Raw genomic sequence first — 15,608 nt, 5'->3', positions numbered from 1 at the left:
TTACAGTTTAGAAACGGCCACGTGATCCAGCAATTGCTGGACGGACACGTGCATCACATCGGTAAACAGTTTCGGATAGATACCCATTACCAGCACAAAGATCGCCAGAATTGCCAGCAGTGCATATTCGCGGCAATTGACATCTTTCATCTGCTTTACCGCTTCATTGGTAATATCGCCATAGGCGACGCGCTTGACCATCCACAACGAGTACGATGCACCCAGGATCAGCGCGGTCGCGGTAAGCAGGCCGATCCAGAAGTTATGCTCGACTGCACCCAGAATCACATAGAACTCGCCAACGAATCCGCTGGTCGCAGGCAGGCCGCTATTGGCCATCGAAAACAATACAAAGAACGTGACGAACTTGGGCATCGTGTTAATCACACCGCCGTAATCGGCAATGCGCCGCGTATGCAGGCGATCATACAGGATGCCGATACACAGGAACATGGCGCCCGAGACAAAACCGTGCGAGATCATCTGAATAATCGCGCCTTCCATGCCTGCTGTATTGAACAGGAAAAAGCCCAGGGTGACAAAACCCATGTGAGCGACCGATGAATACGCCACCAGTTTTTTCATGTCGTCCTGAACGATCGCCACCAGGCCGATATAGATCACGGCAACCAGCGACAGCCCTATCATCAGGCCGGCCATGCTGTGCGACGCATCCGGCGCAATGGGCAGAGAAAACCGCAAGAAACCGTAGGCGCCCAGCTTGAGCATGATCGCGGCCAGCACGATCGAACCACCGGTAGGCGCTTCCACGTGTGCATCCGGCAACCACGTGTGTACCGGCCACATGGGGACCTTGACGGCAAAGGCAGCCAGCAATGCAAAGAAGATCAGCATTTGCGGCGTATAGCCCAGCTTGGCCTGCTGCCAGACCTGAATGTCGAACGACCCGGTCTGCGTATACAGATAAATGAAAGCGACCAATGTCAGCAATGAGCCAAGCAGCGTATACAGGAAGAACTTGAACGCTGCATAAACACGATTCGGGCCGCCCCAAACGCCGATGATAATATACATCGGGATCAGCGTAGCTTCGAAGAATATATAGAACAGCAGACCGTCCAGGGCGGCAAACACCCCAACCATCAGGCCAGACAGGATCAGGAACGCGGCCATGTACTGAGCAACACGCTTGGTGATCACTTCCCAACCGGCCAGCACGACAATCACCGTGATAAAGGACGTGAGCAGCACCAGCCACATCGAAATACCGTCCACGCCCAGATGATAGGTCGCAGAGAAGGCATCGATCCAGGGCGTTTTTTCGACAAACTGCATTTGCGCCGTTGAACCGTCAAAACCAAAATACACCGGCAAGGTGACCAGAAAGCTGATCACGGAGCCGAAGAGTGCCAGCTTGCGGGTGAAATCGGCGCGTTCATCGCTGCCCATGATCAGAACCAGAATACCGGCAACGATCGGCACAAAAATTGCCAGGGACAGCCAGGGTAAGGTAGAAGTCATTTCGCCCATCTTAAAGTACCAGCACAAATATTGAAATGAAGGCAATTACGCCAACGATCATGGCAAATGCATAATGGTAAATATAACCAGATTGCAGATGGCGGCTGATGGCAGCCAACAGCCCGACAAGACGCGTACTGCCCGAGACCAGTCCGCCATCGATCACACCCTTGTCGCCAACGTTCCAGAACAGCATACCCAGACCACGGGCACCACGCGCAAAGATGTTTTCGTTGACCCAGTCTACATAGTATTTGTTTTCCAGGATCCGATTGACGCCTGACAGCGAGCGATAAACGCGCGCAGGCAGCGCCGGATTGACCAGATAGCAGTACCACGCAACGACCAGTCCGGCGATCATCAGCCAGAACGGCACTGTGATGAAAGCATGCAGGCCATATGCAACCCAGCCGTGAAACTCATGCGCCAGTTCCTGCATGGCCGGATGTGCTTCGGAAACCGTAATCACGCCCTTGAAGAAATCGCCGAACAGCAGCGGATCAATCACCCAGGCGCCAATCACAATGGAAGGGATGGCCAGCAGTACCAGAGGCAGTGTCACAACCCATGGAGACTCGTGTGGCGTGCCGCCGTGATGGTGGTCATCATGGCCGTGCGTATCGTGTGCAGCGGCATGATCGTCGCCGTTATGCGCATGACCATCGGTATTGAATCGCGGCTTGCCGTGAAACACCAGAAAGTACACGCGGAAAGAGTACAGCGACGTGACGAATACCCCGATCAGCGTTGCCCAATAGGCGAACCCGCTACCCCATACCGTTGCTGCGCCGGCAGCCTCGATGATATGTTCTTTGGAGTAAAAACCGGCAAAGAATGGCGTACCGACCAATGACAAGGTTCCGATCAGGAAGGTGATCCAGGTGATTGGCATGTACTTGCGCAAGCCACCCATATTGCGGATGTCCTGGTCATGGTGCATGCCGATAATCACGGAACCGGCGCCAAGGAACAGCAGCGCTTTAAAGAAAGCGTGCGTCATCAGGTGGAAAATGGCTATCGGATAAGCCGATGCACCCAGCGCCACTGTCATATAACCCAATTGAGACAGGGTCGAATAGGCAACCACCCGTTTGATGTCGTTCTGAATGATACCCAGAATACCCAGGAACAGTGCACCGATACTGCCGATCACGATCACAAATGAAAGCGCCGTGGGAGACAGTTCAAACAGGGGCGAGAAACGCGCGACCATGAAGATACCGGCAGTCACCATCGTTGCCGCGTGAATCAGGGCGGAGATGGGGGTCGGGCCTTCCATGGAGTCAGGCAGCCAGGCATGCAGCGGCACCTGAGCCGATTTACCCATGGCACCGATAAACAGGCAGATACATGCAACCGTGATCAGGTGCCAGTCGGTACCCGGAAAAGCGGTGGCTGCCAGTTTGTCGGACTGGGCAAAAACGTCGGTGTAGTTCAGTGAACCGGTATAGGCAAACAACAACGCAATGCCTAGCACAAAGCCGAAATCGCCCACGCGGTTGATCAGGAACGCCTTCATGTTGGCGAAAATCGCCGTAGGCCGCGTGTACCAGAAACCAATCAGCAGATAAGAGACCAGGCCCACCGCTTCCCAGCCAAAGAACAGCTGCAGCATGTTGTTGGCCATGACCAGCATCAGCATGGAGAAGGTGAACAGCGAAATATAAGAGAAGAAACGCTGATAGCCCGGATCATCGGACATATAACCGATGGTATAGATGTGAACCATCAGCGATACGGACGTGACCACAACCATCATGAGCGCAGTCAGCGCATCAACCAGGAAGCCCACCTCTGCGACGCGGGTGCCGATCAGGCTCCACGTATAGACCGTATCGTTATAGTAAGCCCCGTTAAAGCCAACCTGGTACAGCACGTAGGCCGAACCAAAGAACGACACGGCCACCAGGATGATCGTGATCATGTGGGAAGCACGGCGGCTGACTGAGCGGCCGATAAAGCCGGTTCCGAAAAAACCAGTAAGGATGGCGCCCAGCAAGGGAGCCAGTGCAATGACCAGAAGCAGTGAAGATGATAAGGAGTTGTTCATTCCGGATCCTTACCCTTTCAAACGACCGATGTCGTCCACGTTGATTGAATTGATTTTACGGAACAGCATCACAAGAATCGCCAGGCCGATAGCCGCCTCGGCAGCGGCCACCGTAAGGATGAAAAATACGAATACCTGTCCTGCTGTATCCGGCATGCCATCAGCACCCGGCATCCAGCTGGAGAAAGCAACGAAATTGATATTGACGGCCAGCAACATAAGCTCGATCGACATCAACAGACTGATCAGATTGCGACGGTTCAGAAAAATACCAAAGACGCCCATGGCAAACATAATTGCGCCAAGGATCAAATAATGAGCGAGTGATATGGTCATTTGCCTTCCCCTGCTGGTTTCACATCCTGTGCATCCGCCGTCGGCAATTCACGCTGTGACGGAATATTGACCATTTTCAGGCGATCGGATGCCTTTACGCGCAACTGCTGATCGGAGGTAACATACTTGCGATTGCGGCGCTCGCGCAAGGTCAGCGCAATCGCGGCGATCATGCCCACCAGCAGCGTCATTGCACCAATCTGGATCGCGTAGGAATACTGGGAATACAAGGCAATACCCAATTGGCGGGTGTTGTCGTAATCGGCCGGCATGGAGATGGACGGACCCGAACCCAGATACATATTGCCCAGTACAAAGGCGATTTCCAGGACCATGACGCCACCGACCACCAGCCCCAGTGGCAGATAGGTTTTGAAACCGGACCGCAAATGAGCCGGCGTGATGTCAATCATCATGACCACAAACAGGAACAGCACCATCACGGCGCCCACATAGACCAGAACCAGCAGCAGGGCCAGAAACTCAGCGCCCAGCAGCATCCAGAGCATGGATGCCGTAAAGAACGTCAGAATCAGGTGCAGCACCGCCGTTACCGGGCTGGTCGCAGTAATGACACGCGCACCTGCAATGATCAGGATAACGGCCAGAATATAAAAGAGAACAGTTGTAAACATGGTTATCTTCTCATTTGCCTTTATCGATACCGGGCATCGGCTTCGCGACGCGCAGCGATCTCGGATTCATACTTGTCTCCCACGGCGAGCAGCATATCCTTGGTGAAATACAGGTCGCCCCGCTTCTCACCGTGGTACTCGTGAATATGTGTCTCGACGATAGAATCGACCGGGCAGCTTTCTTCGCAAAAACCGCAGAAAATGCACTTGGTCAGATCAATGTCATAACGCGAAGTGCGACGGGTGCCGTCATCACGCTCTTCCGACTCGATGGTGATGGCCAGGGCCGGACACACCGCTTCGCACAACTTACAGGCAATGCAGCGCTCTTCCCCATTGGGATAGCGGCGCAACGCATGCAGGCCACGGAAACGCGGCGAAGCCGGTGTCTTCTCGTGAGGGTACTGCAACGTAATCTTGCGTTTGAAGAAGTACTTGCCCGTCAGACTCATGCCTTTCAGCAATTCAGTCAGTAACAGGCTGCCAAAAAAATCCTTAATTGCACTCATGTCTCTGTCAGCCTATTTCCAGATATTAAAGGGCGTCTGCATCCAGATCGCGACCACCAGCAGCCAGACCCCTGTTAGCGGAATGAATACCTTCCAGCCCAGACGCATGATTTGGTCATAGCGGTAGCGGGGAAAGGAGGCGCGAAACCAGATAAATAGCGACACCACGAAAAACGCTTTCAGACCCAGCCACAACCAGCCCGGCACCCAGGTAAAGGGCGCAAAATCAAGCGGTGCAGACCAGCCGCCCAGGAACATCACCGAAGCGATGGCGGACAGCAGAATCATATTGGCGTACTCGGCCAGAAAGAACAGCGCGAAACCCATGCCTGAATATTCAACCATATGGCCGGCCACAATCTCAGACTCCCCTTCGACCACATCAAACGGATGGCGATTGGTTTCGGCCACGGCAGAAATCACGTAGATAACGAACAGCGGCAACAGGGGCAACCAGTTCCAGGACATGAAAGTGACGCCGTGCGAGGCGAACCAGCCTTGCATCTGCCCTTGCACGATGCCATTCATGTTCAGCGTGCCGGATACCAGCAAAACCGTTACCAGCACAAAGCCCATGGCCAGCTCATACGACACCATTTGCGCAGAGGCGCGCATGGCGCCCAGGAAAGCGTACTTGGAGTTGGACGCCCAGCCGGCGATAATCACGCCGTACACACCTATCGATGTAATCGCCATGACATACAACAAGCCGGCGTTGACATTGGCCAGAACCACTTCAGGACCGAAAGGTACCACTGCCCAGGCGGCAAGCGCCGGAATCAGGGTAAGCACCGGTGCGATGAAATACAGCACCTTGTTGGCTTCTGCCGGCACGATGACCTCTTTGGTCAGCAGCTTGAGCACGTCGGCAAACGGCTGGAGCAAACCCCACGGGCCGACACGATTGGGACCGCGACGCACGTGCATATAGCCGATCATGCGGCGTTCCCAAAGGGTGAGAAAGGCCACGCAGATAATGATGGGCAGTGCGATGACAACAATCATGACCAGCGTCCAGAGGACGAGCCATGCCACCGGGCCGAGCAGATCGGTTCCCCAGACATTCACTGCCTTGACGCCGTCGGTAAACCAGGACCAGATATCCATCAAAGTTTCTCCACGAATACGTTACCGAAAGCACTGCCAAGTGCGGCAGTTTGTGCAAAGCCCTGAGCGATGCGAACTGTGTTGTCAGCCAGGCGGTCATCCTGCTTTGCCTGGATCCGGATATCGTTTCCGTTACTGCCGCGAACCCGCACGGTGTCGCCGCTTTGTATGCCCAGGCGGGCAAGCGTTGCCGCGTTCAGGCTGGCTACTGGTGCTGCACTGGCTGGTGCCAGTTGCAACGCCTCGGCACGACGCACGATGGCGTCCGTGCGATAGATCGGCAGATCGGCAACGCGCTGCAGGGCCCCGTCGGCGATCGGCGCTGCTGCCGATGCACTGGCAGTTGCGGTCACCCGGTTGGATAATTTTGCGGTAAAGCCATTCATGAGCACACTGTCGCGCACCGACTCTGAAGTCTCATCTTCGAAATCGGTCAGCTTCAGAATATTGCCCAGTACCCGCAGTACTTTCCAGGCCGGACGACTTTGTCCCAGACCGGCAACCACGCCTTTGAAGCTTTGCGCACGACCCTCAGCATTCACAAACGTGCCGGAGGTTTCAGTAAATGGCGCAACCGGCAGCATGATGCGTGCCCAGTTTTCGGCAGCCGATTTATATGAAGTCAGTGCAATGGAGAACGCTCCGGCCAGCATTTTTTCTGCTTTATCGCCATCATCCATGTCCAGTGCAGGCTCAGCGTGCAGAACCAGATACGCCTTGAGCGGGTTCTGCATCATTTTGGCCACATTCATTCCGTCTTCGGTAGCCACGGCGCCGGCAAGATAGCCGCCTACCGTGTTGGCGCCCGCTGTCAGAAAGCCCAGCGTACCGTTGGCCTGCTGAGCGATGGCCTGTGCCTGGACAGCCAGTTGTGTGGCTTGTGGTGAGGCCACGGCCATATTGCCCAGAAACACGGCGCATTTACTGCCGCCAGCCAGAATGGCCGCGATGTCGGCTGCGGTCAGATTCTGGCCGCCAGACACTTGTGCGCCCTGCTGCGTGCCCTGCTCCGCCGCATTACCGGCAGCAGCCACCTGGGCCACAAAATCGAGCAACTGATCCGGTGCAACGGTAATCCGTTTCGCAGTTGGGATCAGCGGGTCCTCGCCTGTCGTGTCGATAATGACGATCTGGGTGCCATGTTTAGCAGCCTGGCGCAAGCGCTGTGCAAACAGCGGATGATCCTTGCGCAGCACCGAACCGATAACCAGTACGCGATCCAGGGTGTTCAATTCGGCAATCGGCATGCCCAGCCAGGGGAAACCTTGCAGTGAATGCTCAAAGCCGGCATCGGTCTGACGCAGACGAAAATCAATATGCTGCGAACCCAGGCCGCGCGTCAGACGCGCGAGCAAGGCCAGTTCCTCAACGGTGGAGTACTCCGTGGCAAGCGCGCCGATCTGACCATCACCATGCGTTTGATTGATCCGCTCCAGCACCTGTGCAGCAGCTGTAAGCGCTTCATTCCAGGAAGCCTCGCGCCATACGCCATCATCACCCTTGATCATGGGGTTTTGCAGACGGTCTTGAACGTTAAGGCCTTCGTAGGACCAGCGATCTTTATCGCTGATCCAGCATTCATTGATATCTTCGCTCTCGAACGGAACCACGCGCATCACACGATCACTCTTGACCTGCACCACCAGATTGGCGCCGACGCTGTCGTGCGCGCTGATCGAACGGCGACGGGCCAGCTCCCAGGTACGTGCGGTATAACGGAACGGTTTGGAGGTTAGCGCACCGACCGGACACAGATCAATCATATTGCCGGACAATTCGGATTCGATGGCATTGCCGACAAAGGTCTGGATTTCCGAATGCTCGCCGCGATTGACCATACCCAATTCCATGACGCCAGCCACTTCCTGGCCGAAACGGACACATCGGGTACAGTGGATACAACGGCTCATCTCTTCAGCGGATACCAGCGGACCGACATCCTTGTGAAAGACTACCCGTTTTTCTTCACGATAGCGCGACTCGTCACTGCCGTAGCCCACGGCCAGATCCTGCAGCTGACATTCGCCACCCTGGTCACAGATCGGGCAATCGAGCGGATGGTTGATCAGCAGAAACTCCATGACGCTTTTTTGCGCAGCAACAGCCTTGGCCGAGCAGGTGTGCACCACCATGCCCTGCGTCACGGGTGTTGCACATGCCGGCAGCGCCTTGGGCGCTTTCTCGACTTCTACCAGACACATACGACAGTTGGCCGCAATGGACAGCTTCTTGTGATAACAGAAATGCGGAACGTACAGGCCCAGTTCGCTGGCGGCATGCATAACCATGCTGCCTTCGGGCACTGCTACGGGTTTTCCGTCTATGGTAAGTTCAACCATGCTTTGACCTACAGATATTGAGGAACCACACATTGCTTATGCTCAATGTGGTATGCGAATTCATCGCGATAATGCTTCAAAAACCCGCGGACTGGCATTGCCGCCGCGTCGCCCAGCGCACAAATGGTGCGGCCCATGATATTGCCGGCAATGGTATCGAGCAGGTCCAGATCTTCCTGGCGACCCTGCCCGTGTTCAATGCGGTTGACCATGCGATAAAGCCAGCCGGTTCCTTCCCGGCAAGGCGTACACTGTCCGCAGCTTTCTTCAAAATAGAAATACGACAGACGCAGCAATGACTTGACCATGCAGCGGGTTTCATCCATGACAATAACCGCGCCGGAACCCAGCATTGAGCCGGCCTTGGCGATGGCATCGTAGTCCATGGTGGTGTTCATCATGATGTCGGCTGGCAGTACGGGGGCACTGGAGCCGCCCGGAATGACCGCCTTCAGCTTGCGTCCGTCACGCATGCCACCGGCCAGTTCCAGCAGTTTGGAAAAAGGCGTGCCCAGCGGGATCTCATAGTTGCCGGGGCGTTCAACGTCACCGGTAATCGAAAACAGTTTGGTCCCGCCGTTATTGGGCAGGCCGATGTCCAGGTATTGCTGACCCCCGTTGCGGATAATCCAGGGAACCGCCGCAAAGGTTTCGGTATTGTTAATGGTTGTGGGCTTGCCGTACAGGCCAAAGCTGGCCGGAAATGGCGGCTTGAAGCGCGGCTGCCCTTTCTTGCCCTCAAGAGACTCAAGCAAGGCCGTTTCCTCGCCGCAAATATACGCACCGTAACCATGGTGAGCATGCAGCTGGAAAGAAAATTCGGAACCCAGGATCTTGTCGCCAAGAAAACCCGCAGCGCGTGCTTCCTCGAGCGCTTCTTCAAAACGTTCGTAGACCTCGAAGATTTCGCCGTGGATGTAGTTGTAGCCCACCGTGATACCCATGGCATAAGCGGCAATGGCCATGCCTTCGATAACAATATGCGGATTGGAACGCAGGATATCGCGATCCTTGAACGTACCCGGTTCGCCTTCGTCGGAATTGCAGACCAGATATTTCTGACCTGGGAAATTGCGGGGCATGAAGCTCCACTTCAGACCCGTCGGAAACCCGGCGCCACCACGGCCACGCAGCCCTGAGGCTTTGACTTCAGCAATGACCTCTTCCTGCGTCATGCCGGTTGTCAGAATTTTGCGCAATGCCTCGTAGCCGCCGCGCTTGACATAGTCCTCAAGACGCCAGTTCTCACCATTGAGATCGGCCATGATCTGCGGTTGAATATGGCGTCCGTGCAACGCCATGGAAGCGTTCAGATCGCCGGCAGGATTGGCATTGAGCCCCTGCGAATATTTGCTCAGAATCACACTCATGCGGCATCTCCCTGTTGGGCAAGCTCAGCCAGCATGGCATCGATTTTTTCGGTCGACATACGTACACACATATGGTGGTTGTTCACAATAAGAACGGGCGAGTCACCGCAAGCGCCCATGCACTCGCCTTCCTGCAGGGTGAACAGACCATCGCTCGTGGTTTCACCCAACTCGACACCCAGTTTCTGCTTCAGATAGTCGGCGGTTTTCTCACCGTCACGCAAGGCACAGGGCAGATTGGTGCAGACACTGATCTTGAACCGGCCGACGGGCTTGGTGTTGAACATGTTGTAAAAGGTGGCAACCTCCTGGACTGCGATCGGCTCAACGCCGATATAGCGTGCCACATCGGCAATGATCTCTGCCGATACCCAGCCTTTTTCCACCTGCGCGATGCGCAGGGCCGACATAATGGCGGACTGACGCTGATCGGCCGGATATTTGGCCAGCTCTTTGTCTATCCTTGTATACGCCTGTTGAGAAAGCAACATTTTTTAATCCAGTAATCCGCTGTGATCAGCGGTCAATTTCACCAAACACGATATCCTGAGTACCGATAATCGTGACAGCATCGGCCAGCATATGGCCGCGGGACATTTCGTCCAGTGATTGCAGGTGTACAAAGCCCGGCGGACGGATCTTCAGGCGATACGGTTTGTTCGCGCCGTCTGACACCAGGTAAATACCGAACTCTCCTTTTGGATGTTCGACTGCAGAATACACTTCGCCTGCTGGTACCGAAAAACCTTCGGTAAACAGTTTGAAATGGTGGATCAGCTCTTCCATATTGGACTTCATGCTGGTCCGCTTCGGCGGGGTAATCTTGTGGTTATCATTGATAACCGGCCCGGGGTTATTGCGCAGCCAGTGCACGCATTGCGAAATAATGCGGTTACTTTCACGCATCTCGGCAATTCGAACCAGATAACGGTCATAGCAGTCGCCATTGGTTCCTACCGGAATATCAAATTCCAGGCGATCATACACTTCATAGGGCTGCATGCGTCGCAGATCCCAGCTTATGCCCGACCCGCGCAGCATTGGGCCGGTAAAGCCCAAGGCCATGGCGCGATCGGGATCGACCACCCCGATGCCGACCAGACGTTGTTTCCAGATGCGGTTATCGGTGAGCAGTGTTTCATACTCATCGACGCATTTGGGGAATCTCTCGGTAAATGCTTCAATGAAATCCAGCAGCGAGCCATCACGGTTCTCATTGAACTGCTTGATTTCGCGTTTGCTGCGGTATTTTGAATCCATCTTATGCTGCGGCATGCTATCGGGCAGATCACGATACACACCACCAGGACGATAATAGGCGGCATGCATGCGTGCGCCCGAGACCGCCTCGTAGCAATCCATGAGATCTTCACGCTCACGGAAGGCATACAGCATGGCAGCCATGGCGCCCACGTCGAGCCCGTGCGTACCGACACTCATGAGGTGATTCAGCAGGCGGGTGATTTCATCGAACATGACGCGGATGTATTGGGCGCGCAGCGGCACTTCAATACCCAGCAATTTCTCAATGGCCATGACGTAGGCATGCTCGTTGCACATCATGGAAACGTAATCGAGACGATCCATGTATGGCAAGGCCTGCAGATAGGTTTTATGTTCGGCCAGTTTTTCAGTGGCACGATGCAACAGACCGATATGGGGATCGGCCCGCTGGATGACCTCGCCGCTCAACTCCAGGATAAGACGCAGCACACCATGCGCAGCCGGGTGCTGGGGACCGAAGTTAAGCGTGTAGTTCTTGATTTCTGCCATATTAACGTCCTACTCCGTAGCCTTCCTCGCGGATCACGCGTGGGGTAATTTCGCGCGGCTCGATGGTTACGGGCTGATAAATCACGCGCTGGGAAGCTTCGTCGTAACGCATTTCCACATAACCGGACAGTGGAAAATCCTTGCGGAACGGGTGCCCAATAAAGCCATAGTCGGTCAGAATACGACGCAGATCGGGATGGCCTTCAAAGACAATACCGTAAAGGTCGAATGCTTCACGCTCAAACCAGTTAACGGCAGGCCAGACATCGATCAACGAGGCGACAACCGGGAAGTCATCATTCGGCACCCAGGTACGCACCCGCAGGCGCCAGTTATGCGTCAGCGACAGCAGTTGCACGGCAACCGCAAAGCGAGACGGAAAAGTGCGCGTGGCGTGCGCGCCGGGCTGGCCGTAAGTCAGATAGTCCACTCCGCACAAATCGATACAGGATTCAAAGCGGAAAGCTGCATCATCACGCAGAAACCGACAGGTATCTATCCATTTTTCGGCTGGGATTTCCAGGTTAAGCTCGCCATAGGCGCTGGTCAGGACGAACGACTCTTTATCGCCGAACTGTGCGCGCAGGGCTTGTTCCAAGGTTTCTAAACGGGTCATAACATTGACGCTTCTACAATAAGAGGTGCGGCCGTCGGCCGGTTACGCTTCGCGTGCGATGGTATTGGTACGACGAATCTTGTTCTGCAACTGCAGCAAGCCATATACCAGGGCCTCCGCAGTGGGTGGACAGCCCGGCACATAGATATCGACCGGGACGATGCGATCACAGCCACGGACAACCGAATATGAATAGTGGTAATACCCACCACCATTGGCACAGGAGCCCATGGATACCACCCAGCGAGGTTCTGCCATCTGGTCATAAACCTTGCGCAGCGGCGGCGCCATTTTGTTGCACAGCGTACCGGCAACAATCATCACGTCGGACTGTCGGGGGCTGGGGCGGAAAATAATACCAAACTGGTCCAGGTCATAGCGCGACGCACCGGCGTGCATCATCTCGACAGCACAACAGGCCAGACCGAAGGTGACCGGCCACATGGAGCCGGTTTTCACCCAGTTAAGCACGGCATCGGTTGATGTAACCAGAAAACCCTGCTTGTTCAATACGTTTTGTTCAGAAGACATAGTGACATACACTCCAGGGACAGGTTAATCCCAATCTAGTGCACCCTTTTTCCATTCATAAATAAACCCGACAGTAAGTACTGCCAGGAACACGATGACCGTCCAGAATCCGACCAGACCGACCTGCCCGTTGGCAATAGCCCAGGGGAACAGGAAAGCGATTTCCAGGTCGAACAGAATAAACAGGATGGCCACCAGATAATAACGGACATCAAAGCGCATACGCGCGTCTTCGAAAGCTTCGAAACCACACTCGTAAGGTGAATCTTTTTCGGTACCGGGCTGACGCGGTCCAAGGAACGATCCCATTGCCAGCAATGCGACACCAATGATGCCTGCAACCACAATAAAAAGGAGGACCGGGAAGTATTCAGCGATAGACATAATACGCCGCCACAAAGGTTGAATATGAAAATTTATAAACTTTTAGATTGTATCATTTCACAAACATCCGCGCGCGGATTCATCCGGTAAAATCCAGATAATTAGGCTAGTACAGACACCTTGATACAACATTTTTCCAGGCAACTGAATCACAGCTTAACAGATTGATCTTTCAACCAAAATCGTAAACTCCCAGATCAAAAATCCCACAGCAACTGGGCACCGGAACGACCTCGGACATCAGATTACCCGTCACCCCCCCTGGGCGCGCCCGCCTGCTATCACCCAGCACATCATGGAAAACCACCACGCAGACCGGCCGCTTGCCAGGTGCAAACCGAATCTGGCACAACCGCCTACCAGACACAATGCCCCACAACCCAGCTTACCTCACAATCAGACATAACGGAGCCTGTGGGGTACCGCCACGCGAATCACACTAGCAAATCATATGCCAGCAAAGGCGCGGGCACCAATAGAGACAAGAAGAACAAGGATGGGATAGAAAACCAGGAAGGCCCGCAATGACGACGACCTTGCGCACAACCATAACGCACGCAGACAGGAGCGCCAGCCGGATTGCCATACAAGCACACGAGCGCCAGCCGCCAGCCCCGATTATAACGAACAAAAAAAACCACCCCGAAGGGTGGTTTTTATGCTCTATGAAGACATCGCTAAGCGATGCATTTCATTAGAAGCGGTGTTGCATACCTACACCAACCAGAGTTGATTTCAGTTTAACGTTTTCTGCGTTTTCAAACTTCAGTTTGCCAGTACCGTAAGATGCGATTGCATACAGGCTGGTACGTTTAGACAGGTTATGTACATAACCCAGGCTGAAGATGTGCAGTTTGCCTTTCACACCGTCAAATGCTTCGCCAGTGTTTTTGGAAGTGTTGCCTTGGTAAGAGAACAGTGCTTTACCATCATCACCAACAGGAGCAGTCAGACCAGCCATCCAAGACTGTTGACGGTAACCGTTAGTTTGTGTGTAGTTCAGGTTGTCGTTAGCACGCATACCAGAAGTGAAGTCAGCCAGCGCGCCGTTCAGGCCAACGCTACCAACACCAGCTTCAGCAACAACGTCGTTAGCTACAGAACCACGGATCTGACCGTAGCCCAGGTGCAGTTTAACAACTTCGAAGTCGTAGGCGCCAAACAGGTTCCACATGTGTGTAGTACCTTTGAAGTCGCCTTGTGTACCACGTACGTCTGTACGGAAACGGTCATAAGAAGCGGCTACAGAGATTGGGCCGTTGTAGTAAGCCAGACCAGCAGTGATCCAGTTAGAAGTATCGCGTTCTTCTTCCTCGAAACCGAAGCCGTTATCGGATTCAGTTTTTGTGTTTTTACCAGCATAGCCGATCGCAGCTTTGAAACCTGCGAAATCAGGTGTCATGTACTTGATGGAGTTATCCATACGGGCAGATGGTGAAGAACCGAAAGCACCGTCAGTAATACCAGCTTGTTTGAAGCTTGTACCGAATGGATCGATTGGAGAGATGAAATCATCAGCAACGTTGTACTGACGACCCAGAGTCAATGTACCCCAGCTGTCACCAGTCAAACCAACGATTGCTTTACGACCGAACAGACGACCACCTTGTGAAGAGCGACCGTTACCCAGATCAAAGCCGCTTTCCAATTGGAAAATGGCGCTAGTACCGTTACCCAGATCTTCAGTACCTTTCAGGCCCCAACGGTTGCCGTTTTTAACGCCGTTGATCAGACCGATATCGCGTGTTTTTGTGTAAGCATCACCCTGAGTGACTTTGGTTTGTTGATAACCAATACCAGCGTCAACCAGACCATACAGCGTTACAGAAGTTTCTGCGTGAGCTACACCAGCGAAGCCGGTAACCAGAGCTGCAGCAAGCAAAGTCTTTTTCATTTGTTAAATCTCCGTAGATTTTGAGTGATCAGAGCAGCGATCAAGACGTTATGTTCTACCGCTCTATAAAACTCCGCGAAGGGAAGTTGTAGTTATTGCACCAAATTTTGGCCCGTCTGGCTACCTTGATCTGCATCAAGAACCGTTTTTTTTGCTTTTTTGTAGGTTGCATGCAACAAAACCACAAATTAAACGGTAAACAACGACTGGAAAATCAAAAGAAAGTCGCGGTTAAGCTAGAAATTACTTTAACTTGGCTAATCTCAAGGAAATCAGGTACCTACAGCCTTGCTGAGTTTCTACCAGGTGACAATTAAGCGATCGCGTAGCGAAAACTCCACAGTCATCCTCAGGTTAACAGATCCGTTCGGCAATGTGTTGTAGATTCAACACATAATGTTGTATATACGCTATTTAAGCCATGGCACACGCAATCGAAGCGTATATCCCGCGCCGGATCCGCACATCTTGCGCATCACGACACAGCAATAGTACCAAGGAGCCAGGCTCTGGCGCGTCAGCGCTCGAGCGCGAACCATACCACCCGCAGAAAGATCGCTCATAGCCAATTCACCGACCTCT

At 53.9% G+C, this 15,608-nt stretch carries 14 protein-coding genes; all 14 read right to left on the bottom strand.

Annotated features, from left to right (window positions below):
• The 14 genes from EV681_RS08420 to EV681_RS08355 all read right to left on the bottom strand — a co-directional run bounded on the left by EV681_RS08420 (position 1) and on the right by EV681_RS08355 (position 15,026).
• Positions 1-1,482, bottom strand: coding sequence for an NADH-quinone oxidoreductase subunit M (locus tag EV681_RS08420; RefSeq protein WP_128394536.1), 1,482 nt, complete (start codon positions 1,480-1,482; stop codon positions 1-3).
• A 10-nt stretch (positions 1,483-1,492) separates the two neighbouring features.
• Entirely contained in the window at positions 1,493-3,532 is a 2,040-nt protein-coding gene (gene nuoL / locus EV681_RS08415; RefSeq protein ID WP_130303726.1) for an NADH-quinone oxidoreductase subunit L, read from the bottom strand.
• 9 nt (positions 3,533-3,541) lie between these two features.
• Positions 3,542-3,868, bottom strand: coding sequence for an NADH-quinone oxidoreductase subunit NuoK (gene nuoK / locus EV681_RS08410; protein ID WP_014750301.1), 327 nt, complete (start codon positions 3,866-3,868; stop codon positions 3,542-3,544).
• Positions 3,865-4,503, bottom strand: a complete 639-nt coding sequence (locus EV681_RS08405) for an NADH-quinone oxidoreductase subunit J (RefSeq protein ID WP_128394538.1) — start codon at positions 4,501-4,503, stop codon at positions 3,865-3,867. Before EV681_RS08405 ends, nuoK begins: the two co-directional genes overlap by 4 nt.
• A 20-nt stretch (positions 4,504-4,523) precedes the next feature.
• The gene (gene nuoI, locus EV681_RS08400) at positions 4,524-5,012 is read right to left on the bottom strand and encodes an NADH-quinone oxidoreductase subunit NuoI (protein WP_128394539.1); all 489 of its coding nucleotides are present in this window, start codon (positions 5,010-5,012) and stop codon (positions 4,524-4,526) included.
• A 12-nt stretch (positions 5,013-5,024) separates the two neighbouring features.
• A complete protein-coding gene (gene nuoH / locus EV681_RS08395) occupies positions 5,025-6,119 on the bottom strand; it encodes an NADH-quinone oxidoreductase subunit NuoH (protein ID WP_128394540.1) in 1,095 nt (364 codons plus the stop codon).
• On the bottom strand, positions 6,119-8,458 hold the full coding sequence (gene nuoG, locus EV681_RS08390) for an NADH-quinone oxidoreductase subunit NuoG (protein ID WP_130303725.1): 2,340 nt from the start codon (positions 8,456-8,458) through the stop codon (positions 6,119-6,121). The genes nuoH and nuoG overlap by 1 nt, the downstream gene beginning before the upstream one ends.
• 8 nt (positions 8,459-8,466) lie before the next feature.
• Positions 8,467-9,828, bottom strand: a complete 1,362-nt coding sequence (nuoF, locus tag EV681_RS08385) for an NADH-quinone oxidoreductase subunit NuoF (RefSeq protein WP_130303724.1) — start codon at positions 9,826-9,828, stop codon at positions 8,467-8,469.
• The gene (nuoE, locus tag EV681_RS08380) at positions 9,825-10,319 is read right to left on the bottom strand and encodes an NADH-quinone oxidoreductase subunit NuoE (RefSeq protein ID WP_128394543.1); all 495 of its coding nucleotides are present in this window, start codon (positions 10,317-10,319) and stop codon (positions 9,825-9,827) included. The genes nuoF and nuoE overlap by 4 nt, the downstream gene beginning before the upstream one ends.
• Positions 10,320-10,344: 25 nt before the next feature.
• Positions 10,345-11,601 (bottom strand): NADH-quinone oxidoreductase subunit D, encoded by a 1,257-nt coding sequence (locus tag EV681_RS08375; protein ID WP_128394544.1) that lies wholly within the window; start codon positions 11,599-11,601, stop codon positions 10,345-10,347.
• 1 nt (position 11,602) lies between these two features.
• Positions 11,603-12,217 (bottom strand): NADH-quinone oxidoreductase subunit C, encoded by a 615-nt coding sequence (locus EV681_RS08370; RefSeq protein WP_130303723.1) that lies wholly within the window; start codon positions 12,215-12,217, stop codon positions 11,603-11,605.
• Positions 12,218-12,259: 42 nt separating this feature from the next.
• Positions 12,260-12,748 (bottom strand): NuoB/complex I 20 kDa subunit family protein, encoded by a 489-nt coding sequence (locus EV681_RS08365; RefSeq protein WP_014750293.1) that lies wholly within the window; start codon positions 12,746-12,748, stop codon positions 12,260-12,262.
• A 24-nt stretch (positions 12,749-12,772) separates the two neighbouring features.
• Positions 12,773-13,132 (bottom strand): NADH-quinone oxidoreductase subunit A, encoded by a 360-nt coding sequence (locus EV681_RS08360; protein ID WP_128394546.1) that lies wholly within the window; start codon positions 13,130-13,132, stop codon positions 12,773-12,775.
• A gap of 694 nt (positions 13,133-13,826) precedes the next feature.
• Positions 13,827-15,026 (bottom strand): porin, encoded by a 1,200-nt coding sequence (locus tag EV681_RS08355; RefSeq protein ID WP_130303722.1) that lies wholly within the window; start codon positions 15,024-15,026, stop codon positions 13,827-13,829.
• Positions 15,027-15,608: the final 582 nt, after the last annotated feature.

It is taken from the genome of Advenella incenata, from assembly GCF_004217095.1.
Taxonomy (GTDB): Bacteria; Pseudomonadota; Gammaproteobacteria; order Burkholderiales; family Burkholderiaceae_B; genus Advenella; species Advenella incenata.
This window is presented reverse-complemented; position numbering and strand designations above follow the sequence as displayed.

What these genes read in the sequence shown, in the direction of transcription:
- EV681_RS08420 (WP_128394536.1), bottom strand. Translation starts at nt 1,482, where the DNA reads ATGACTTCTACCTTACCCTGGCTGTCCCTGGCAATTTTTGTGCCGATC.
- nuoL (WP_130303726.1), bottom strand. Translation starts at nt 3,532, where the DNA reads ATGAACAACTCCTTATCATCTTCACTGCTTCTGGTCATTGCACTGGCT.
- nuoK (WP_014750301.1), bottom strand. Translation starts at nt 3,868, where the DNA reads ATGACCATATCACTCGCTCATTATTTGATCCTTGGCGCAATTATGTTT.
- EV681_RS08405 (WP_128394538.1), bottom strand. Translation starts at nt 4,503, where the DNA reads ATGTTTACAACTGTTCTCTTTTATATTCTGGCCGTTATCCTGATCATT.
- nuoI (WP_128394539.1), bottom strand. Translation starts at nt 5,012, where the DNA reads ATGAGTGCAATTAAGGATTTTTTTGGCAGCCTGTTACTGACTGAATTG.
- nuoH (WP_128394540.1), bottom strand. Translation starts at nt 6,119, where the DNA reads ATGGATATCTGGTCCTGGTTTACCGACGGCGTCAAGGCAGTGAATGTC.
- nuoG (WP_130303725.1), bottom strand. Translation starts at nt 8,458, where the DNA reads ATGGTTGAACTTACCATAGACGGAAAACCCGTAGCAGTGCCCGAAGGC.
- nuoF (WP_130303724.1), bottom strand. Translation starts at nt 9,828, where the DNA reads ATGAGTGTGATTCTGAGCAAATATTCGCAGGGGCTCAATGCCAATCCT.
- nuoE (WP_128394543.1), bottom strand. Translation starts at nt 10,319, where the DNA reads ATGTTGCTTTCTCAACAGGCGTATACAAGGATAGACAAAGAGCTGGCC.
- EV681_RS08375 (WP_128394544.1), bottom strand. Translation starts at nt 11,601, where the DNA reads ATGGCAGAAATCAAGAACTACACGCTTAACTTCGGTCCCCAGCACCCG.
- EV681_RS08370 (WP_130303723.1), bottom strand. Translation starts at nt 12,217, where the DNA reads ATGACCCGTTTAGAAACCTTGGAACAAGCCCTGCGCGCACAGTTCGGC.
- EV681_RS08365 (WP_014750293.1), bottom strand. Translation starts at nt 12,748, where the DNA reads ATGTCTTCTGAACAAAACGTATTGAACAAGCAGGGTTTTCTGGTTACA.
- EV681_RS08360 (WP_128394546.1), bottom strand. Translation starts at nt 13,132, where the DNA reads ATGTCTATCGCTGAATACTTCCCGGTCCTCCTTTTTATTGTGGTTGCA.
- EV681_RS08355 (WP_130303722.1), bottom strand. Translation starts at nt 15,026, where the DNA reads ATGAAAAAGACTTTGCTTGCTGCAGCTCTGGTTACCGGCTTCGCTGGT.